Origin of the sequence: Endozoicomonas acroporae, from assembly GCF_002864045.1 — a bacterium.
GTDB classification, from domain to species: Bacteria; Pseudomonadota; Gammaproteobacteria; order Pseudomonadales; family Endozoicomonadaceae; genus Endozoicomonas; species Endozoicomonas acroporae.
On record NZ_PJPV01000133.1, the window covers coordinates 62,419 to 86,194 of the forward strand.

At 48.7% G+C, this 23,776-nt stretch carries 8 protein-coding genes; 7 read left to right on the forward strand and 1 reads right to left on the reverse strand.

Annotated features, from left to right (window positions below):
* Positions 1–53: 53 nt before the first annotated feature.
* Entirely contained in the window at positions 54–2,018 is a 1,965-nt protein-coding gene (gene mutL / locus CX664_RS18510) for a DNA mismatch repair endonuclease MutL (RefSeq protein ID WP_101748158.1), read from the reverse strand.
* 130 nt (positions 2,019–2,148) lie between these two features.
* Here mutL and CX664_RS27835 point away from each other — a divergent pair, with 130 nt between their 5' ends.
* From CX664_RS27835 to CX664_RS18540, 7 genes are all read left to right on the forward strand, one after another.
* A complete protein-coding gene (locus CX664_RS27835; protein ID WP_276328503.1) occupies positions 2,149–2,274 on the forward strand; it encodes a hypothetical protein in 126 nt (41 codons plus the stop codon).
* A 214-nt stretch (positions 2,275–2,488) separates the two neighbouring features.
* A complete protein-coding gene (locus CX664_RS18515; protein WP_101748159.1) occupies positions 2,489–3,469 on the forward strand; it encodes a transposase in 981 nt (326 codons plus the stop codon).
* Between the two features lie 676 nt (positions 3,470–4,145).
* Positions 4,146–6,335: an ankyrin repeat domain-containing protein gene (locus CX664_RS18520; protein ID WP_101748160.1), complete on the forward strand. Its 2,190-nt coding sequence runs from the start codon at positions 4,146–4,148 to the stop codon at positions 6,333–6,335.
* Positions 6,336–6,448: 113 nt separating this feature from the next.
* Positions 6,449–11,104, forward strand: coding sequence for a DUF4116 domain-containing protein (locus CX664_RS18525; RefSeq protein ID WP_101748161.1), 4,656 nt, complete (start codon positions 6,449–6,451; stop codon positions 11,102–11,104).
* Between the two features lie 214 nt (positions 11,105–11,318).
* On the forward strand, positions 11,319–13,376 hold the full coding sequence (locus CX664_RS18530) for an ankyrin repeat domain-containing protein (RefSeq protein WP_101748162.1): 2,058 nt from the start codon (positions 11,319–11,321) through the stop codon (positions 13,374–13,376).
* Positions 13,377–13,595: 219 nt separating this feature from the next.
* Positions 13,596–18,269, forward strand: coding sequence for a DUF4116 domain-containing protein (locus CX664_RS18535; RefSeq protein ID WP_101748163.1), 4,674 nt, complete (start codon positions 13,596–13,598; stop codon positions 18,267–18,269).
* A gap of 426 nt (positions 18,270–18,695) precedes the next feature.
* On the forward strand, positions 18,696–23,303 hold the full coding sequence (locus tag CX664_RS18540) for a DUF4116 domain-containing protein (protein ID WP_180966547.1): 4,608 nt from the start codon (positions 18,696–18,698) through the stop codon (positions 23,301–23,303).
* The last annotated feature ends 473 nt before the right edge of the window (positions 23,304–23,776 follow it).

Here is a 23,776-nt window from a genome sequence, read left to right on the forward strand (position 1 = left end):
TTTAGACCAATTTGCTGCCACCGCAGTAGGGCAGACTATTCTCGGACAGCCTCCTAGCGCCCCCTCAAAAACAACTTATCCAATTGATCCATAGTGAGCATGGTCCAGGTTGGGCGACCATGGTTGCATTGTCCGCTGCGCTCTGTCTGCTCCATATCCCGAAGCAGGGCGTTCATCTCTTCAATGGACAGTTTTCTGTTAGCCCGCACCGACCCATGACAGGCCATGGTGGCCAGTATTTCATTGATATGGGCTTCAATGCGGTCGCTGGTACCGTGTTGCATCAAGTCTGAGAGTACATCTCTCAATAGCTTCTCAACATCGGCATTCTGCAGCATCACCGGTATCTGACGCACCAGCAGCGTTTCCGGCCCCATCCGCTCCAGGGTCAGTCCCAGACGGGTAAAGTATTCGCTGTTTTCTTCTGCGCAGTCTGCCTCACGTTCACTCACCGATACGGATTTAGGCACCAGCAATGGTTGGGCACGAATTCCCTGCTCCTGATAGGACAGCTTCATGCGCTCATAGGTAATCCGTTCGTGAGCGGCATGCATATCCACCAGAATCATCCCCTGGTCATTTTCCGAGAGAATATATATTCCTTTCAGCTGGGCAATGGCATAGCCAAGAGGCGGTGCCAGAGAGTCATTTTCCGGCAACGGCTGCGCCGACACCTGAGCGGAAAATGCGACGCCGGTTTCCTGTACCGCATGGTCACCCACAGCTTTCGCCTGACTGGCAGTTACAGGCTCAGCAGAAGTGGCATATAGCTGGCTATAGGCTTCTATCTGTCGTTTAACCTGGCCGGGCGATGGCGCTTCTGATAAAGCAGGGCGACGGTCATGATTGCCACTACCGCCGGAGCTTTGATTGGTATAATGCCCGGTACTGTCGGATGTTGTCGGGGCGGTTGCAAGCTGGATGGCTTCTTGGCCCTGAAACTCACCGGCATCAATACCCGATGCCGTGGGTTGAGGCGGATTGGTCAAAACCGTGGGTGGTAGCTGATCTTCCGGGCGAACTTCACCCAGGGCACGATTTAAAGTACTGAACAGAAAGTTATGAACCGTTCTGCCATCCCGAAAACGGACTTCATGTTTGGTAGGATGCACATTGACATCCACCATGGCCGGATCCAACTCCAGGTAGAGGACAAATGTCGGATGACGCCCGTTGTAAAGTACATCACGGTATGCCTGACGAACTGCGTGAGCCACCAGCTTATCCCGAATAACACGACCGTTAACGAAGAAGTACTGCAGATCAGCGCTGGCCCTGGAGAACGTAGGCAGCCCCACCCAGCCGTACAGTTTCAGGCCAGAGGCGGCAACATCAATAATAACCGCATGTTCAATAAATTTGGGACTGCAAAGTGCAGCTACCCGGCGATCCTTTTCCGCCTGGGTCACTGCAGGACGAAGCTGATGGACACTGCGCTGATTATGGCGAAGGGTAAAGCCCACATCAAAGCGGGACAGAGCCAGGCGCTTAACCACCTCTTCAAGGTGAGAAAATTCGGTCTTTTCAGTACGGAGAAACTTGCGACGAGCCGGTGTATTAAAAAACAGGTCTTTGACTTCTATGGTGGTGCCCACCGGATGCGGTGCGGGCATAACCTGCGCTTCCATATCCCGTCCTTCCACTCGGGCCTGCCAGCCTGATGCCTGTTCTGCCACATTAGACGTCAGGGTGAGTCTGGAAACTGAGCTGATGGAGGCAAGCGCCTCCCCGCGAAATCCGAGGGTAGCCACACCTTCCAGGTCTTCCAGTTCAGATATCTTGCTGGTGGCATGGCGGGAGAGTGCCAGGGCTAACTCATCCCTGGGTATGCCGTGACCATCATCACGGATACGGATCAATTTGACACCGCCATTTTCCACTTCAACCGTCAGACGCTTGGCACCGGCATCAATGCTGTTTTCCAGCAGTTCTTTGACGACTGAAGCCGGACGTTCCACCACCTCACCGGCAGCGATCTGGTTAGCCAGTCGGTTATCAAGAAGACGAATGGGTTTCATGGTCAATTATTGGGTCCAATAAGAGTTCTCGGGCCAGCTTAATGTAACAATACCGGGAGGAAGTTTCCCCGGTTTTTACCATCGAATATCGAGTTTTTAGCAAGACTATCAGTTAAAGGGGGCTCTTTACATGTTTACTGTTCAGCATGATATTGGAAAAGAGAAAATAAAGAAGAAAATAAAAGACACCCAAACAACAGCGGAAATAGCAAGAAATAAAGCAAAAAATAAAGGACACCCAAACAGAAAGAAATAAAGGACACCCAAACAGAAGGAATTAAAGGACACCTAAAATTCGGGAACCAAGAAATAAAGGACAAGAAATAAGGACACCCAAAGACAAGCGGAAATAAAGGAAAAGCGGAAATAAAGGACACCTAAAATTTGACTAATCGGCCACACTGTCTATTTTCCTACTGGGGCCTCTCAAAGGCTTTACGGACATATACCCAGTAACCAAAAAAAACGACATGACGACTGCCCGAAAAAACCTCATAGATCCAGCCAGTACGCCCTACTACCACTGCATGGCACGCTGTGTTCGCAGGGCTTTCCTATGTGGCAAAGACAATTTCTCAGGCAAAAACTATGAGCATCGCAGGCAGTGGGTGGTTGATCGGTTGAAAGCACTTTCTGGTATTTTTGCCCTGGAAGTCTGTGCTTATGCGGTTATGTCGAATCATTATCATGTGGTGCTCCATATCAATAGTCAGCAAGCCAAAAAATGGGACACCAAAGAAGTCTTACAACGCTGGACGCAGCTTTTTTCTGGCCCGCACCTGGTTCAGCGTTATCTTGCCGACGATCAGCTGGGCAAAGCAGAGCTGCTACGTGTTGAAGAATATGCACAGGAGTACCGCAGTCGTTTAATGGATATCAGCTGGTTCATGCGCTGTCTTAACGAATATTTAGCCCGGCTGGCCAATAAAGAGGATGAGTGCAAAGGGCGCTTTTGGGAAGGTCGTTACAAAAGTCAGGCCCTGCTAGATGATGCCGCATTGCTGACTTGCATGGCCTATGTCGACTTAAACCCCATCCGGGCAAAAATTGCTGCAACTCTGGAAACCTCAGAGCATACCTCTATAAAAGAACGCATTGAGTCATACGACAGCGCAAACGGAAAAAAACAAAAGGCACACTTGAAACCGTTAAAAGCTCAGGGTCAAAATCCTGAACAGGCGATTCCATACCCACTCAGTAGCTACTTTGAACTGGTTGACTGGTCTGGCCGAATTATTCGCAAAGGCAAACGTGGTCGTATAACTGGCGATGTACCGCCTATCCTGGAGCGCTTGGGTATTGACCCAAGTGAATGGCTGCAGACTATGCGCTGGCATAATCGTTTTCACCGCGCAGTCGGCAAGCTGGCTTCACTGAAGGCTTATGCAGAAAGCACCGGAAAATGCTGGGTTCATGGGATGTCTGTGAGCGGTAAACTCTATCCTGCCTGATCAACACATTTTCATTTACTTTAATGTGGCTAGAGTTTTCTGAGAACTCTTTCTTATATTGTCTCGATAGTATCTTCTATCTGGCTGTTGCTGAGTGCTTTTTATCCTCTTCCTGCCTGGTATGAATGAGAATTTCTTAAAACGATCAATACTATCATTTTTAAAAATGAATACATGTCGTACTCTCTTCACTTTTTAAAAGTTGGGTGTCCTTTTTTATTTTTCCTTTTTTATTTTCATTTTTTAAAAGTTGGGTGTCCTTTTTCATCTATTTACCTCATTTTTTTGGGTGTCCTTTTTTACCATAGTACCTATAGCAAGGGGTACCATAGTACCTATAGCAAGGGGCGCTGGGAACAACTGTGGTCTAACGTTATGTCAGGCAAAGTTCTACTTGATTGCTGAGCCAGCTATTAACCCGAGAGAGCACCCCTTTTTTATCTTTTCCTTTTTATCTTGACTAGGCAAAAAACTTTCTCATCGTGCAACTTTTATCATTTTTTTTGTCTAATTAGCAAAACAGGTTTACGGACCTTTTATAGTCTTCTTTTTAACGAATCAAAAGTTCAACCAATCAAAAGCTCAACCAATAAAAAGATTGCTCAAAGTGGTGAACAACAATGAAGTACTGGAGTACAAAACCGAAGCAAAGTATTTTTTAACAGGAACTATCAATATGAACATTTTGAAAATTTTCACACCCAGACCTGTAAGCATGGGTTATCAGCAATTGCCCCATGAAGACGTCTGCGATGCTTCTACAGAGCCGAAAACCAGCAGTTCATTAGTTTCCCTGGCTCCCTTTGCACACCGTACTCACTCGTCGTCTATTGATCCATCTCTAGGTCTGACCTGCCAAACCCCTGTTGGTAATCGTGCGATTGAGCCGGAAACTGAGCCTCTTTGGCCAAACAAGTCCGTCACGAAAGCCGGGACGCAAGCTCATGGCCAAACCGGAAAAATAACAAAAGCAGACATTAAACAAGCTACTAAAGACCTCCACAATGCACTCACCTTCACTAAGAATCTGGAGGATCTGATCGATGATGACATCCTCGCCCTGATTGAAAAAGGAGCAAATATCAACGCGAAAACCAAATACTATGGCGAAGAGACAGCTCTTCACATAGCCGCTTTACGTGGCAGTAAAAGAATAATTGAACTGCTTGTTAACAAGGGTGCTGACGTTAACGCCAAAACTTATTATGGCTGGACTGTCATGCAGTGTGCTCACAAGAATGGATCCATTACGCCCCTGATCCGCTGTATGGTAAATGCCGGGCTCAAGATTGATGCGAAGTGTGATAATTGCGGTTCAACAATGCTTGCTCATGCGGCCAGGGAGCATAGCTGGGAGCTTGTGGAATTTTTATTGGGTAAAGGTGCCAGGGTTAACGCTGAGATCAATATCAGGGGAACGGCACTCCACCTTGCAGTTCGTCAGGGGCGGCAAGATGTCATTAAGATGTTGATGAACCATGAGGCAAACATCAACGTCAGGAGTCGTCATAAAGGGAAGTCGGTACTTCACGATGCAGCTCGTCTGGGTCGGCCAGAAATCATTGACCAGTTGATGGGGTATGGGGCAGACATCAGCGCCAGGGATAATAAGGGGAAAACAGTTCTTCACGATGCAGCTCGTCAGGATCAGCCAGATATTATTGACCAGTTGATGAATTATGGGGCAGACATCAACGCCAGAGATAATAAGGGGAGGACGCTTCTTCACCTTGTGGCTGCATCAGGCCAGCAGGCCATCCTTGATAAATTGCTTCAGCTTAACGTCGACGTCAACGCCCGGGATAACAATGGCAGGGCGCCACTCTACCTGCTCACTTGCAAAAATGGTCAGCTGGATACCATTCAATATTTCATGAACGCCTTGACTAAAAACCAGGCTGACATCAATCATCGGGACAACAATGAGAGAACACCCCTCATCTATTTAGTCAAGAGCCTTCGCAATCAAAAAGCCATTAAGTGTGTCATTGATACCTTGGTTTTGCTCGGGGCTGATGTTAACGCCAGTGATTCACGCGGGCTTACGCCACTCCACTTTGCTGCTGCCCAGGGCAAGCTGGACGTTTTTAACCACCTGCTTGTGAAAGGGGCCAACATGAGCGCCAGGACCAACGTCGGCCTGATGGTTTTGGACGTCGCCAGGTCCAATGGCCAAAACACAGCCAAAATGTTGGAGAGCCTTCACAATGCCAAATTTGATGTTCATGCACCCTGCACATCTGATGGTGCAACGATGCTTGTTTGTGCCGTACAAAACAGGCAATGGACACTGGTCGACTCTTTAATATCAGATGGGGCTGACATCGATGCATGGAAACATGAAGCAACCCGGATTACGTCCCTTCACGACGCGGCTTTAAAGGACCGAAAAGATACTGTGAGTGAGTTGCTAAAGAGAAAGGCTAACCCCGAGTTACCAAGTATACGTGGGCGTTCAGCTATCCATTATGCCGTGATGGACAGAGGTTTTGCACATTTGCCCACTTCGGAAAATCTGGCACATCGACAAAGCATCCTTGTCGAACTGATTGAAAGCAAAAAAGTGGACATCAATGCCCGGGATGAACGTGGAATAACAGCACTCCACATCGCAGCGGGTGGAGGCTATGTAGTAATGATTCGGGAACTGCTGAAGCGAGGGGCTGACTTCAACATTCTGGATAAAGACAATATGACAGCTTATGACTATTGCAATAGGCAGAAAGCCTGTCTGTTAATGATGGAACATAATGCTGATGTGCGAGGAGTCGATTTGAGGAAAGCGGAAGCAGCCGACCAGAAACACACTGCAAGCGGGTTTGTGCATAAAGTGAAAGCGTTTTTCAAGTCTGAACGAAATCGCTGAGAAGCCCTTATTTTCAGGGGTATAGATTATATCTGAACGGTCAAAGTTTAAGCCCGAAGGGTTATTTTCCAGAATAAAAACAGTGTTATTACAACTACACAGCAGATGTCATCATGTTTAATGTAAAGTCAGATATTATTAGCCACCCGGTCACAGACTCCTGTTCCAGCTGTTTGCCTGGCACCAGGGAAGCTGAAGCCGCCAATGGTGAAAGTCCGGTATCAGGCGCTTTAAAAACTTACGCTTTATCTTCAAATCGAAAGTGTGAAACTTCCGGGATTGATACCACGTTTACTCCTTCTGGCAGCACCGGCCAAAAAATCACTGAAACGTTTGCACCGCCATTAAAAACCAGGCGCTTTACCGAATCGCAGCTGAACGTTGATTCCCCGACTATTCCAAATCGGAAATTGTTAGGTGGAAAAGGGATGTTCCTGACCCTGATGAAGAGCGCAGGATTAACTGTCCCGCCATTTCGCTGCATTGAGACAAGCATCGTGCAGAATCTTGAGGCGCTTCCATTCGATGCCAGCCCATTGCTGGCCATGCTGGATGATGGCCATGAGTTTCCCCATACAACGGCCAGTCTGGTGAATATAAGACAGTGGATTACCCAAATGGCACCAGCAGGCAACCCATCGGGCAAGCCAACAACAAGACAACAACGCTGGCTCGATGCGCTTTCTTCGTTTATTGCTGGCGCGGACTTTTATCAGCAAATAAGCGCTCTGACCATTGCCGACACCATACGGGATATTTATAAGGAGTTGCGCACCGGCCTGACTAAGCCCGATAGTCCGATTATCGTGCGCAGCTCCGGCGTGGCTGAGGACGCCTTTGGTAACGCCCAGGCCGGCAAGTACCAATCCCTGGTGCATGACCAGGCGGATATCGTGGCAACCTGTCTGAAAGTGCTCGCTTCTGCTTACCGTCCCGCGGTTTTTTCCCCAACAGCCCCGCAAGGGATGGCAATTATCCTGCAACAGTGCATTCAATGTTGCGTTGGCGGGGTGGGAATGAGTTATCGCTGCATTGATGACCGCACGCTAGTGCTCGAGTGGGGGCCGGGGCAGCCCAAGACGGTGGTGTCCGGTCAATACGGTATCACTCCCCATGGTTATGAGATTAAGCGCAACGGCGAGCAATGGGAGGCCACCTTTAACCCCGGCAATCCTGAGTGTGGATTCATTTTGCGCGCCAATGAACAGGGTGGCTATGAGGAAGAGTGGGTCAAATTTGAACCTGCTGCTGCCACGGCTGAGTTCATTGGCAAAGAGCAACTGAGCCGCTTGGTTGAGGGGGGGAAGATACTGGAAGACGCGTTGTTGTGCCCTGTGGACTTTGAATTTGCCATTGATCCGGATGGCCATGTCCTTTTTTTGCAGGGACGCCCGATTACCTGCCTGCCCGGCGGCAGCCATTTTTCCATGGCATCTCCCCCCCGGGCTCTGGATCAGGGCACCGTCATTAGCGACGGTTGTGGCTCAGGGTTGGCGCTGGCCATCAGCGGTCCGGTCAACGGGAGCAGTCTGCCTGACAATGTCATTCTTTTTTGTGACCATGGCGGTGACTGGCTACTGGCCCCGGAGGTTCTGGAAAAAACAAAGGGGATTGTCTTCAACAAATGGGCTAATAACGACCATATATCCATCGGCCTGAGGCAGGAGCGCATACCCTGTGTGGGGATGAAGGAGCCTCAATGGTGGCCCGATAATGATGCGCAGGAATGGGTAACGCTGGTGTGTGGGAAGTTTCAGAAAGAGTCCGGCGGGTTTTTATTGCCGGGTGATCGGGAACAGGAGTTGTTGAATTTCAGTGGCGAATCGGCCACCCCTGATTATCAAGCCGCGCAGGCTGCCCAGCAGGCATACCAACCTGCGGAGCCGGAAAAAGAACCGTCGGTAGCACGTCTGTTCTCCTGGCTTGTCGAGCAAAACACCAGGCTGCTGGATTTTTTCGGGACTGAACGACTGATTCATTTATGCCTGTCCAAAACCGGCGCTGTCCAACTGAGCATGCACCCCGAGCGACAAGAGATTGTGCAGGGATGTGTTCAGGAGATCGACAACTTTATGCAAGAGATTGCGGCTTTTCTCTCTGGCTACGAACGGTTTTTAATGCTTGCAGCCGCTGATCCTGATCTTAAGCAGCAATACCAGGAGGAGTTAATCCCCCTTCGCGAGCAACTGGCGCTGGTGCAAACAAAGGTTAAACAAACCCTTGCCCAGGTCACAAGGCCATTTCTGCCTGGCAAGGAGTTACCGGCCTCAGGTTCGGATTTTCAACAATGGCTGGCCCATTGCCAGTTATTAAAAGACCACCTGCAAAGGCTTGAAGCAGTCCATCAGGTACACAACATTGAGAGCGTTCATGAACTGGTTCTATGGTTGCATAAATGTTTTCTCACCAGGCTCTGGCCCGTGGCCACCGCTTCAGGGCAGGGTGAAGTGAGCACAATAAGGCGGCCTATCTATGGAAAAATCGATATTGTTGATTTCTCAACGTCTCAGAAAGAACCATTATTCGATGACACTTGCCGTGAGGCACTCAGGCAATTACGGGCCGAAAGAGTGACCGCTCTCAATATGCCAGATTGTACCCGGTTGTCGATTCAGCTGCTGGGCCATGCGTGTACCATCGACCTGTTGGAACAAGCCGACGGTGGCAAACAACGGACTTTTCGGATGTGTTACTCTGAGGCGCTGGCCGATTCATTGCAAGAAACCCTGAGCGGAAAGTTCAAACGACTGTGGTTTTTGGCGCAAACGCTGTCTCACTATTGGAAAAATAGCGGTTTCAATGCACCGGACATTCATTTCAATGAACAGACAGGCCAGGCCCTCTTTGAACTCACCCATCTTCCTGACAAAAAAGATTTGCAGCACATGTTTGTGGACATTCTGAGTGTATTGCACATCCTGTTCAATATGGATTTTTTGTTGGGGCCATTACATCTGGACGAAAGTCAGACAAACTGGAATATGGCCACAATCAGGGAAAGGCTGAATAATCCCGCTTTCGCTGCAACCAATCGATCAGCCCTGGAGCATATCTACTGGTGCTCCGCTTACTCACGCACAAAATCACTGATGAGCCACTGTACCCGGGACAGGGCGATTCGTCACCTGGTTGAAACGGCGCTGATCTTTTCTCAGGCTCCCATCAACTGTATTGAAGAAGCGTTGAACGATCAACTCGATACGCACAGGCAGAAAATACTCTGGCATTGGCTACTTTCTGATCCAGCCAAAGCCAGCCCCCTGGTGAACAAATACGTTAACTGGCTAGCTGACGAAACAACGGCCATGCGTCTGGTGTCGCAAAATGGCCATATCCTGAAATACCTTGCTCCTGAACTACGCAATCAGCGGGCAATGGTTTTTACCGCCATCAAAAGCCACACTGGCGCTATTGTCGATGTGCCGGAACCCTTTAAAAACGATATTGAAATTCTGTCTTATGTCCTGGCAAATACAGAGGATCCGGAAATCACCGAAACCACCATTGCCCTTATAGGGCCAGAGCTATCATCAAATCCTGAACTTCTCCGGCGCTTGTTAACCACGGCAGTTGAAAACACATCACAGGCTCTTTCCTGTAATGCGGCAACTGAGTATCTGGAACAACATCCTGAATTCTATAAAGAGCTTCTTCTGTTGGCGCTGAAGTGCAGTGATAAAGATGATTCCTATCGATTATTTCACCACAATTTCAGGAAAAACCTGCTTAACAACCATCATCTTTATCGGAAACTTGCCTTAAAAGCACTGGCAAAACCAGGAATAAGCGGTAAGCTGAGATATTTTCCGGAATTAAATAATGACCGAGAAGTAGTATTCACGGCGGTTGGCTCAGAACCCTTATCATTAAAACATGCTGGACCTGAGCTTCAGGCGGATAAAGAACTGGTCAAAAAAGCTGTTGGGAACGATGGGAGTGTTCTGAAATTTGCCAGTGAGGGGCTTAAGGATGATGAAGACGTCGTATTGGCCGCTGTCAAAAATTGTGGGGTTGCCCTGCTATACGCCAGTGAACGGTTAAAAGCGGATCGAACAATTGTTCAAGCAGCGCTGAAAAATGATGCTTGGGCGCTACGGTATGCCAACGAACAATTAAAACATCATCCGTACTACGTTCGACTGGCTGTCAGTCATCCTTATCCTTATCTTGATAAAGAGCAATGTGGAGATAAGGAATTATTGACCATTGTCGTATCAAAAGACCCCTTGCACTTTAAAACACTCGCCAATCAGAAATGGATAGACGATGAAGAGTTGGTGCAACTGGCTGTGCAAGGTCACGGTCGCTCTCTCAAGTATGCCAGTTGCAGGCTACGCAGGCACGAGCCAACTGTCCGGCTGGCAGTTCAACAGGATGGTATGGCACTTGAGCATGCCAGCCCGGAACTGCGAGCCAATGAAGCGCTGGTCAAACTGGCGGTGAAAAATGACGGTATGGCGCTGGAGTTTGCCAGTGACCTGCTTCAGGATTGCCCGGAGGTGGTCAAACTTGCCCTGCACCAAAATCCGTTGGCGCTACAGTTCGCCAGTGACCATTGCCGCAATGACCCGGAGCTGGTCAATATCGCCTTGCAGTATAATGGTATTACTTTGCAGTACGTTGACCGTTTATTACAAGGCAAACCCGAGATCATTGCAGCAGCGATGAATCATGTCGGGCCTGTTGCGCTAAGGTATTATCAACATTTTCATAATGGCCCGTGTGCCTCTGGCAGTCACGACCCATCCCTCATAGAGTGTTGTTCATAAGCGAATAACTGGTAAAGGTCAGTTGTCTAATATTTCAGTTAGTTAACTGGCGTAAAAAATACTTTGTTCTGTGCAACTTTTATCTTGTTTTTTTGTCCAATGTTTCAATTTGGTAACTCGCAGTCTAAATAGCCTCGGTCAACCAATAACAGCCAATAATAATGTAGCGCTATAGCACGGAAATGAATTAACGCATTTTCAAAGAGGAATTATCATGAACACTGTCAAAGCATTCAGTTCTGAAAGACCGGTTTATCAACAATTCGACAATGAAGAAAACTGCGTTGCCTCTAATCGGCCTGCAACTGGCGGTTCAACAGTTTCCCTTGCTCCCTCTAAACAACCTGGTCACACACCACAAATTGATCCATCTCAAAATCTGCCCCGGCAAACGCTTGTCTGTAATCGTGAAGTTGAGATTAAAACCGAGTCCCTTTGCCCAAAAAAATCCGACACGAATGACGGGGTGAAAAATCATGAGCGTACCGGCCGTATTACTAAAGCCGAAATAAAAAAGGCGACCATAGATCTTCACCGGGCAATCACCAACACCGAGAACCCGGAGGATCTGACCAATGACGACATCCTTGCCCTGATTGCACAAGGGGCTGATGTCAACGCCAAAACCAAACTCAGTGGCAAGAAAACCGCTCTTCATCTTGCCGCTATACATGGCAATCAGAGAATCATTGAACTGCTTGTTAACGAGGCCAAGGCTGACGTTAACCTCAAAGATGATTATGGCAGGACAGTAATGGAGTGTGCATTCCAATATGGCACCAATATTACGCCCCTGATCCCCTGTATGGTAAAAGCCGGATTCGACATTCATGCCGATTGTGGTGGTAATGGGGCAGGAACCATGCTTGCTCATGCAGCCAGGGAAAAAAACTGGGTGCTGGTGGAGTTTTTATTAGCCAATGGTGCCGATCCTAACGACCGGATCAACAAACATGAAACAGCACTCCACCTTGCGGTTCGTCTGGGTAAGCCGGAAATAATAGACATGCTGATGAAGTATAAGGCAGATATCAACGCTAAGACCAAAGATGAAGGGAGGACAGCTCTTCACCTTGTGGCTCAATCTGGCCAACGGGACATCCTGGATAAGCTGCTTCAGCATCACGCAAATGCCAACGCCCTGGACAACAATGAAAGGACACCACTCTACCTGCTGACTTGTGCCGATGGTCAGCTGAAGACCTTTCAGTATTTCATGGATACCCTGATTAACCTTCAGGATGACATCGACCATCGGGACATCGGTAGGTCAACTCCCCTCAGCATCTTAGTCAACAGGCTTGAACATCAGGATGCCCTCGAGTATGCCATTAATACCTTGGTTCAACACGGGGCCGATGTTGATGCCCAAAATGGAGGCGGCTATGCGCCTCTCCACTTTGCGGCTACGAATGGCAAGTTGGAGGCCTTTAGCCAATTGATTAAAAAGGAGGCCAACATGTACGCCAAAACTAACCGTGGCAAGATGGTTCTGGACCTCGCCAGGCGCAATGGCCACCACTTCACAGCAAAAATACTGGAGGTTCTGGACAATGCCAAATTTGATGTTAAAGCCCCCTGTGACTCCGCAGGTGGCAGGACGATTGCGTATGCCATAGAAAACAGGAAATGGAAGATGGTTGACTCTTTAATAGTTCGTGGGGCTGGCATCGATGCATGGAAAAATGAAAAAAGCCAATACACTCCCCTCCACTACGCGGCTTTAATGGACCAGAAAGATACAGTGAGAGAGCTGCTGGACAGGAGCGCTAAGGCCAATTTACGAAATATAGATGGGAATACTGCTCTCCATTATGCCGTGTCGGCCCCCGACTGGGACTATCAGGTAGATTGGACAGTTCGACTGGCTATCCTTGCCGATCTGATTGAAAACGGAGAAGTGGAAATCAATGCCCAGAATAAAGGCGGAGCAACAGCGCTCCACATTGCAGCGAGTCAAGGCAGTATAGATATGATTCGAGAGCTGCTGATGCGAGGGGCTGATTTCAATATTCTGGATGAAAAAAAGATGACAGCTTTTGATCATTGCAATAGGTTCGAATATCTTTTTGGGATTCCCCTTGAAAAGGTTAGCCGGAAAGAAAAAGCGAATGCCTGTATGTATATGGTAGAACATAATGCTGATGTGCGAGGGGCCGATGTGATGAAAGCCAAAGCAGCCGAAGAGAGGGCAGCAAAAGTAGCCGCCCTGAAACGCACCCTCAGCGGGTTAGTGCATAAAGTGAAAGGGTTGGCTTTCAAGCCTGAATGAAAGCACTGAGACGTCATTATTCTCAAGGGTATAGAGTATATCTGAACGGTCAGATTTTAAGACGTAAGCACCATTTTCTTAATAATAACAGTGTTACTATAACTGACCGTCTTGTTACTGATTTATACAAAATTAACTGGTTAATTACTGAAGCTTATTTCTTCGAAGTTTTCTCTTTTTAATATCATGTTTAAAAAATAGTAAACAGCGGATGTTGCCATGTTTAAAGCACAGTCAGAGATTATTAGCCACCCGGTCACAGGCTCTGGTGCCACCTGTTTGCCTGGTGCAGGGGGAGCTGACATTGCCAATGGTGCAATTCCGGTATCAGGCGCTTTAAAAACTCATGCTTTATCTTCAAATCGAATGTGTGAAACGTCCGGGATTGATACCACGTTTACTCCTTCTAACAGCACCGGCCAAAAAATTACTGAAACGTTTGCACTGCCATTAAAAAACAGGCGCTGTACCGAACCGCAGCTGAACGTTGATTTCCCGACTATTCCAAATCGGAAATTGTTAGGTGGAAAAGGGATGTTCCTGACCCTGATGAAGAACGCAGGATTAGCTGTCCCGCCATTTCGCTGCATTGATACGGGCATCGTGCAGGAGCTTGAGGCGCTTCAATTCGATGCCAGCCCATTGCTGGCCACGCTGGAGGATGGCCATGAGTTTGCCCATGCAACCACCAGTCTGGCGGATATAAGACAGTGGATTGCCAAAATGGAGCCAGCAGGCAATCCATCAGGCAATCCAACAACAAGACAACAGCGCTGGCTCAATGCGCTCTCTTCGTTTATTGCTGGCCCGGATTTTTATCAGCAAATAAGCGCTCTACCCATTGCTGACAAAATACGCACTATTCATGAGGATTTACGCACCGAGCTGACTAAGTCCGACTGCCCGATTATCGTGCGCAGCTCCGGCGTGGCTGAGGACTCCTTTGGGAACGCCCAGGCCGGCAAGTACCAATCCCTGGTACATGGCCAGGCGGATATCGTGGCAACCTGTCTTAAAGTACTCGCTTCTGCTTACCGTCCCGCGGTTTTTTCCCCAACAGCCCCGCAAGGGATGGCAATTATCCTGCAACAGTGTATTCAATGTTGCGTTGGCGGGGTCGGCATGAGTTATCGCCGCATTGATGACCGCACGCTAGTGATCGAGTGGGGGCCGGGGCAGCCCAAGACGGTGGTGTCCGGTCAATACGGTATCACTCCCCATGGTTATGAGATTAAGCGCAACGGCGAGCAATGGGAGGCCACCTTTAGCCCCGGCAATCCTGAGTGTGGATTCATTTTGCGCGCCAATGAACAGGGTGGCTATGAGGAAGAGTGGGTCAAATTTGAACCTGCTGCTGCCACGACTGAGTTCATTGGCAAAGACCAACTGAGCCGCCTGGTTGAGGGGGGGAAGATACTGGAAGACGCGTTGCTGTGTCCTGTGGATTTTGAATTTGCCATTGATCCGGATGGCCATGTCCTTTTTTTGCAGGGACGCCCGATTACCTGCCTGCCCGGCGGCAGCTATTTTTCCATGGCATCTCCCCCCCGGGCTCTGGATCAGGGCACCGTCATCAGCGACGGTTGTGGCTCAGGGTTAGCGCTGGCCATCAGCGGTCCGGTCAACGGGAGCAGTCTGCCTGACAATGTCATTCTTTTTTGTGACCATGGCGGTGACTGGATACTGGCCCCTGAGGTTCTGGAAAAAATAAAGGGGATTGTCTTCAGAATATGGGCGAACAACGACCATATATCCATCAGCCTGAGGCAGGAGGGCATACCCTGTGTGGGGATTAAGCAGCCCCAATGGTGGCCTGATAATGATGCACCGAAATGGGTAACGCTGGTGTGTGGGAAGTTTCAGAAAGAGTCCGGCGGGTTTTTATTGTCGGGTGATCGGGAACAGGAGTTGTTGAGTCTGAGTGAATCTGCCCGCTCCGATTATCAAACTGCACTGGCTTCTCTGGAGGCATGGCAACCTGCAGAGCCGGAAAAAGAACCGTCGGTAGCACGTTTGTTCTCCTGGCTTGGTGAGCAAAACAACAGACTCCTGAATTTTCTCGGGGCAGATCGACTGATCCATTTGTGCTTGTCCAGAACCGGTGCTGTGCAACTGAGCATGCACCCCCGGCGACGGGAGATTTTGCAGGGATGTGACCAGGAGATCAGCAACTTTATGCAAGAGACCGAGGCTTTTCTTTCTGGCTACGAACGGTTTGTAATGCTGGGTGCAGTCACTGATCATAATCTTGAGCGGCAATACCTCGCGGAGTTATATCAGCTTCGCAATCAACTGGCGCTGGTGCGCACAAAAGTTGAGGAAGCCCTTACCCACGTCAGAAGGCCATTCTTGACCGACGAGGAGTTACCGGCCTCGGGTTCAGATTTTCAACAATGGCTGGCCCATTGCCAGTTATTAAAAGACCACCTGCAACGGCTTGAATCACTCAAACAAGTGCACAGGATCGAGAGCGTCCATGAACTGATTCTATGGTTACACAAATCTTTTCTTACCAGGCTCTGGCCTGTGGCCATCGCTTCAGGGCAGGGTAAAGTGAGCACAATGATTGCCGCTGAGTCTAATTATTTCGATATTGTTGACTTTTCAACGTCTCAGAAACAGCCATTATTCGATAACACATGCCGTGACGCACTCAGGCGATTCAAGGCCAAAAGTGTGACCGTTCTCAATATGCCAGATTGTACCCGGTTGTCGATTCAGCTGCTGGGCCATGCGAGTACCATCGATCTGTTAGAACAAGCCGATAATGGCAAACAACGAACCTTTCGGTTGTGCTATTCAGAGGCACTGGCTCATTCATCAAAAGATAGCCGAAGCGGAAAGTTCAAGCGACTGTGGTTTTTGACGCAAACACTGTCCCAATATCAGAAAACCAGTGGTTTCAATGCCTCGGACATTCATTTCAATGAACAGGCAGGCCAGGTCCTTTTTGAATTCACTCATATTCCTGACAAAAAAGATTTGCAGAGGATGTTTGTGGACACTCTGAGTCTATTGGGAGAATTGAGAAATGTTGACATTCTTTTGAGTGAGTTTAATCTGGACGAAAGTCAAACAAAATGGAATATGGCCGCGATCAGTGAAAGGCTGAATAATCCCGCTTTCTCTGCAACCAATAAATTTGCCCTGGAGCATATCTACTGGTACTTCACTTACCGGTGGAATATATCAATAATGAACCACTGCGCTCAGGACAGGGCGTTCCGTCATCTGTTTGAAGCAGCGCGAGCATTGTTTCAGGCTCCCACCGACAGGTTTGACTCAGTGTTGAAAGATCAACACGAGGCGGACAGGCAGACAGTACTCATGCATTGGTTACTTTCTGATCCTGCCAAGGCCATTCCTGTGGTGAACAAGTACGTTGACTGGTTAGCTGACGAGACAATGGCCACACGTCTGGTGTCGCAAAATGGTCACATCCTCAAATACCTTGCGCCTGAACTACGTAGTCAGCGGGCGATGGTTTTTGCCGCCATCAAAAGCAACCCTGAGGCCATTGCCGATGCGCCGGAATCTTTTAAAAACGACTTTGACCTTATCGATTATGCCCTGGCAAATACATTAGAAGATCCGGGAAAAATAATTGCCTTTATAGGGACAGAGCTATCATCAAATCCCGGGCTTTTCCGGCGTTTGTTAACCACAGCGGTTGAAAACGACTCACGAACGCTTTCCTGTGATGAAATAACCGGGTATCTGGAACAAAATCCTGAATTCTATCAAAGGCTTCTTCAGTTGGTCCTGGAACGCACTGAAGATGATTCCTACCAGCTATCTCGCCACATTTTCAGAAAAAACCTGCTTAACGACCATCAACTTTATCGGAAGCTGGTCTTAAAATTGTTGGCACAACCTGGAGACGGCTACATACTGTTAAATTTTCCGGATCTGAAAAATGATCGAGAGGTCGTGACCACGGCGGTCGCCTCTTACCCCTCTGCATTGGCATTTGCCGGACGTAAATTTCAAGCAGATAGAGAACTGGTCAAAGGAGCGGTCCGGAACGACGGGGAAAGTCTGGAATTTGCCAGCCCAGAGCTTAAGGATGATGAAGACATCGTATTGGCAGCCGTCGAAAATAATGGTAGAGCTCTGGAATATGCCAGCCCAGAGCTTAAGGATGATGAAGACATCGTATTGGCAGCCGTCGTAAATAATGGTAAAGCTCTGGAATATGCCAGTGAACGGTTAAAAGCTGATCGAACCATTGTTACCGCAGCGGTGAAAAACTTTGGTTGTGCGCTGTTCCTTGCCGACAAACAATTCAGAGATGATCCGGATATCGTTCGATTGGCTGTCAGTGATCATCACCCTGAAGACTGCATTTGTGTACAATTGGATCAGAATCAGCTTGGCAATATGGAATTGATGTCCATTGCCGTGTCACACAAACCCGGTAACTTTTCATTTGTCGATATAGATAATGAACATTTGGTACAGCTGGCTGTGCAAGAAGATGGTTGCGAGCTCCGGTATGCCAGTACGAGACTGCGTGGCCATGAGCCTACTGTGTGGCTGGCAGTTCAACGCGATGGTATGGCTCTCTGGTACGCCAGCCCGGAACTGAAAGCCAATAAAGCGCTGGTCGAACTGGCAGTGCATAACGACGGCATGGCGCTGAAGTTTGCCAGTGACGCACTTCAGGATTGTCCGGAAGTGGTCAAACTTGCCCTGCAACAAAATCCGCTGGCGCTGGAGTTTGCCAGTGACAAATGCCGTAATGATCCAGAGCTGGTCAACATCGCCTTGCAAAACAATGGCAATGCCCTGCGGTACGTTGGTGATTCTTTACAAAACAAACCCGAAATCATTGAGGCAGCCATTGATAATATCGGGCCTGTTGCGGTGAGGTATATTCAACAATTCAGTTAATTTAAAACAGCCCCTCAGGTTGTCTCCAGAGCTGACCTTACGCTTAGTAAGCGTCCCTGAATAACTTCCTCTTTTTTTTTCTGTTCTCCGTGGCAAAGTTTTTTCTTGATTGAACAATATCGAAAATGTGGAAGTTATTTCAGGACAGTTCCTTACCGGTTTCTGATCCCGGTTTTCCGGTCTAGGATAAGAATGTCATTATAACTGACCAAGCCGTTACTGATTTATACCAAAGCAAATGGATAATTTAGATGCCTTTTGCGAAGTTGTTTATTTCGAATTAAAAAGTGAAATCAAAACTTCTGAGCGGCATCATCACATTGGGCAGGTTTGTACTTTTCGATGTTCGGTCCAGCGCGGCTTCCCAATGTTAACTACTTATGCCTCAATAAAAACGTTAAAAATCACACAACGGATATTGTCAACATGTTTCATGTAGCCTCAGGTTTTAATAACAATGTTGGTTGTTCCACAGATTTGTCTGATGGCAGTGCCGCGGGCATCGATCATGGTAAAATTCCGGCATCAGTTGCTTCAGATACTCCTGATTTCTCTGCCAAAAGAAAGTGCCAGGTTATCAGGCATGATACGACGTTTACTCCTGGCAGTGCCAACCACGACTTGATTGCAACGCAAGTAAAAACCAGGGGCTGTACCGAACCGCAGCTGAACGTTGATTCCCCGACTATGCCAAACCGGAAATTGTTGGGTGGTAAAGGGATGTTTCTGACCCTGATGCAAAACGCAGGATTAGCTGTCCCGCCATTTCGCTGCATTGATACGAGCATCGTGCAGGAGCTTGAGGCGCTTCAATTCGATGCCAGCCCATTTCTGGCCACGCTGGAGGATGGCCATGAGTTTGCCCATGCAACCACCAGTCTGGCGGATATAAAACAGTGGATTGCCAAAATGGAGCCAGCAGGCAATCCAGCAGGCAATCCAACAACAAGACAACAGCGCTGGCTCGATGCGCTCTCTTCGTTTATTGTTGGCCCGGATTTTTATCAGCAAATAAGCGCTCTACCCATTGCTGACAAAATACGCACTATTCATGAGGATTTACGCACCGAGCTGACTAAGTCCGACTGCCCGATTATCGTGCGCAGCTCCGGCGTGGCTGAGGACTCCTTTGGGAACGCCCAGGCCGGCAAGTACCAATCCCTGGTACATGGCCAGGCGGATATCGTGGCAACCTGTCTTAAAGTACTCGCTTCTGCTTACCGTCCCGCGGTTTTTTCCCCAACAGCCCCGCAAGGGATGGCAATTATCCTGCAACAGTGTATTCAATGTTGCGTTGGCGGGGTCGGCATGAGTTATCGCCGCATTGATGACCGCACGCTAGTGATCGAGTGGGGGCCGGGGCAGCCCAAAACGGTGGTGTCCGGTCAATACGGTATCACTCCCCATGGTTATGAGATCAAGCGCAACGGCGAGCAATGGGAGGCCACCTTTAACCCCGGCAATCCTGAGTGTGGATTCATTTTGCGCGCCAATGAACAGGGTGGCTATGAGGAAGAGTGGGTCAAATTTGAACCTGCTGCTGCCACGGCTGAGTTCATTGGCAAAGACCAACTGAGCCGCCTGGTTGAGGGGGGGAAGATACTGGAAGACGCGTTGTTGTGCCCTGTGGACTTTGAATTTGCCATTGATCCGGATGGCCATGTCCTTTTTTTGCAGGGACGCCCGATTACCTGCCTGCCCGGCGGCAGCCATTTTTCCATGGCATCTCCCCCCCGGGCTCTGGATCAGGGCACCGTCATTAGCGACGGTTGTGGCTCAGGGTTGGCGCTGGCCATCAGCGGTCCGGTCAACGGGAGCAGTCTGCCTGACAATGTCATTCTTTTTTGTGACCATGGCGGTGACTGGCTACTGGCCCCGGAGGTTCTGGAAAAAACAAAGGGGATTGTCCTCAACAAATGGGCCAATAACGACCATATATCCATCGGCCTGAGGCAGGAGGGCATACCCTGTGTGGGGATTAAGCAGCCTCAATGGTGGCCCGATAATGATGCGCAGGAATGGGTAACGTTGGTGTGTGGGAAGTTTCAGAAAGAGTCCGGCGGGTTTTTATTGCCGGGTGATCGGGAACAGGAGTTATTGAGTCTCAGTGGCGAATCTGCCCGCCCCGATTATCAAACCGCGCAGGCTTCCCTGCAGGCATACCAGCCTGCGGTGCCGGAAGACGAACCGTCGGTAGCACGCCAGTTCTCATGGCTGGGTGAGCAAAACACCAGACTCCTGAATTTTCTCGGGACTGATCGACTGATCCATTTGTGTTTGTCCAGAACCGGCGCTGTCCAACTGAGCATGCACCCCGAGCGACGGAAGATTTTGCAGGGATGTGACCAGGAGATCCGCCTCTTTATGCAAGAGGCCGAGGCTTTTCTCCTTGGCTACGATCAGTTTTTAATGCTGGGCGCGGACGCTGATCCGAACCTTAAGCAGCAATACCAGGCGGAGTTAAGACAACTTCGCAAGCAACTGGCACTGGTGCGCAAAAATGTTGAACAAGCCCTTGCCCACGTCACAAGACCGTTCCTGCCTGGCGCGGAGTTACCGGCCAGGGGTTCGGATTTTCAACAATGGCTGGCCCATTGCCAATTATTAAAAGACCACCTGCAACGGCTTGAAGCTGTCAATCAGGCGCACAAAATCGAGAGCGTTCATGAACTGATTCTATGGTTGCATAAATGTTTTCTCACCAGGCTCTGGCCCGTGGCCACCGCTTCAGGGCAGGGTGAAGTGAGCACAATAAGGAGGCCTATGCATGACTATATCGATATTGTTGACTTTTCAACGTCTCAGGAACAGCCATTATTTGATAACACATGTCGTGAGGCACTCAGGGAATTCGAGGCCCCAAATGTGACCGTTCTCAATATGCCAGGCAGTACCCGGTTATCGATCCAGCTCGGGCACCATGCGTGTACCATCGAGCTGTTGGAACAAGCCGACGGTGGCAAACAACGGACTTTCCGGATGTGTTACTCTGAGGCGCTGGCCGATTCATTGAAAGAAACCCTGAGCGGAAAGTTCAAGCGGTTGTGGTTTTTGACGCAAACCCTGTCTCAATATCGGCAAAATAGCGGTTGCCGTGCCCCTGACATTCATTTCAATGAACAGGCAGGCCAGATCCTTTTTGAATTCACCCATCTGCCTGACAAAAAAGATTTGCAGCGGATGTTTGTGGACATCCTGAGTGTATTACAAAAATTGAGCAATACTGATTTTCTTCTGGGAGCAATTAACCTGGACGAAAGTCAAACGAAATGGAGTATGGCTGCAATCAGGGAAAGGCTGAATAATCCCGCTTTCTCTGAAGCCAATCAATTTGCCGTGGAGCATGTCTACTGGTGCTGCACTTACAGCTTCAAAAAATCACTGATAAACCACTGCACCCAAAATATGGTGATTCGTCATCTGGTTGAAACGGCACTGGTTTTTTCTGAGGCTCCCATCAACCGTATTGAAGAAGCGTTGAACGGTCAACTCGATACCTACAGTCTGAAAATACTCTGGCATTGGCTATTGTTTGATCCTGCCAAAGCCAGCCCCCTGGTGAACAAATACGTGAACTGGTTAGCTGACGAGACAATGGCCACACGTCTGGTGTCGCAAAATGGTCACATTCTGAAATACCTTGCTCCTGAATTACGCAATCAGCGGACAATAGTTTTTGCCGCCATCAAAAGCCATCCTGAGGTTATTACCGATGCACCGGAATGCTTTAAAAACGACATTGAAATTATCGATTACGCCCTGGCAAATACAACAAAAAATCCGGGAAAAATAATTGCCTTTACAGGGACAGAGCTATCATCAGATCCTGTGATTTTTCAGCGCTTATTAACCACAGCAGTTGAAAACACATCACTGGCTCTTTCCTGTCATGCGGCATCTGAATATCTGGAACAAGATCCCGGATTCTATAAAAAGCTTCTTCTGTTAGCGATGGAGCGCAATAAGAACGATGATTCCTATCGATTATCTTTTAAAATTTTCCGGAAAAACCTGCTTAACGACCACCAGCTCTATCGGCAACTGATTTTGAAGTTTTTGGCGCTAAAGGATGTCGGCAGCCAACTGGAAGATTTTCCGGATTTGAATAATGATCGAGAGATAGTGTACACGGCGGTTGGCTCTAACCCTTTTGCATTGGCATATGTCGGGCTTGAATTTCAAGCGGATAAAGCACTGGTCAAAGAAGCTGTCGGGAATATGGGGAGAGTTCTGGAATTTGCCAGTGAAGGACTTAAAGATGATGAAGACATCGTATTGGCAGCCGTCAAAAATATAGGGGTTGCCCTGGAATACGCCAGTGAACGGTTAAGGGCTGATCCGACAATTGTTACCGCAGCGCTGAAAAATTCAGGTTCTGCGCTGGCTTATGCCGCCAGGCAATTCCGTGATGATCCGGATTACCTTTGGTTGGCTGTCAGTGACCATAACCCTACAAGCCCTATTTACCAATATCTTAATGGGGATCAGTGTAAAAATAAGGAACTATGTGCCATTGCCGTGTCCAAAAAGCCCGAGAACTTTCAATACCTCGATAAGCAACTGAGAAATGATCAAGCGTTAGCGCAACTCGCCGTGCAAGGTAATGGTGAAATGCTCAGGTATGCCAGTGAAACGCTGCGTGGCCATGAGGGTATTGTTCGTCTGGCCGTTCAACAAAACGGTATAGCTCTTGAGTATGCCACCCCGGAACTGCGAGCCAATAAAGAGCTGGTCAAACTGGCGGTGCAGAATTCCGGCATGGCGCTGGAGTTTGCCAGTGACGCACTTAAGGATTGTCCGGAAGTGGTCAAACTTGCCGTGCAAGAAAATCCACGGGCGCTGAATTTTTCCAGTGACCATTGCCGCAATGATCCAGAGCTGGCCAATATCGCCTTGCAGAACGATGGTAATGCCCTGATGTATATTGGCCGCTCATTACAAAGCAAACCGGAAATTATTTCGGCAGCAGTTAACTATGCCGGGCCTGTTGCGGCAAGGTATTATCAACAAGCCATCGCCCGTAAGTCCCATTGAATGGTTGAAAAGAACCGGGAAATCTTCTGCCATCCTCGCTACGGGCGCTATTCTCGGACAGCCTCCAAGCAATGAAGCCCGTTGCCAATTTAAAAAAATCCAGTCATAAGAGAAAATTTATTATGCCAGTATCATCAGCCCGTCAGGGCGCTATGTTCTGACCACACATGATGGCAGCGATGGACTATCAGCCATGATCTGGAGTTTTGACAGTGAGGGTAATTCGATGGTCAAAGCCAGGATCTACCGCCCTGCATCTGCCAACAAACATTTCTGGATCAATAAAGCCATAAGTAGCTAACCATATGAAATCATACATTTCTGACTCCTTGTTCAGGTACTCTGCTTCGTTACAACTCCGGTCACATAGCTACGGCTATGCTCCCTCCGTTGTGTCTCGCATAGCACCTGCCCAAGTAGCCAGAAATATATGATTCCATATGGCCAGCTACTTATTCAACCAGATGCTTCGG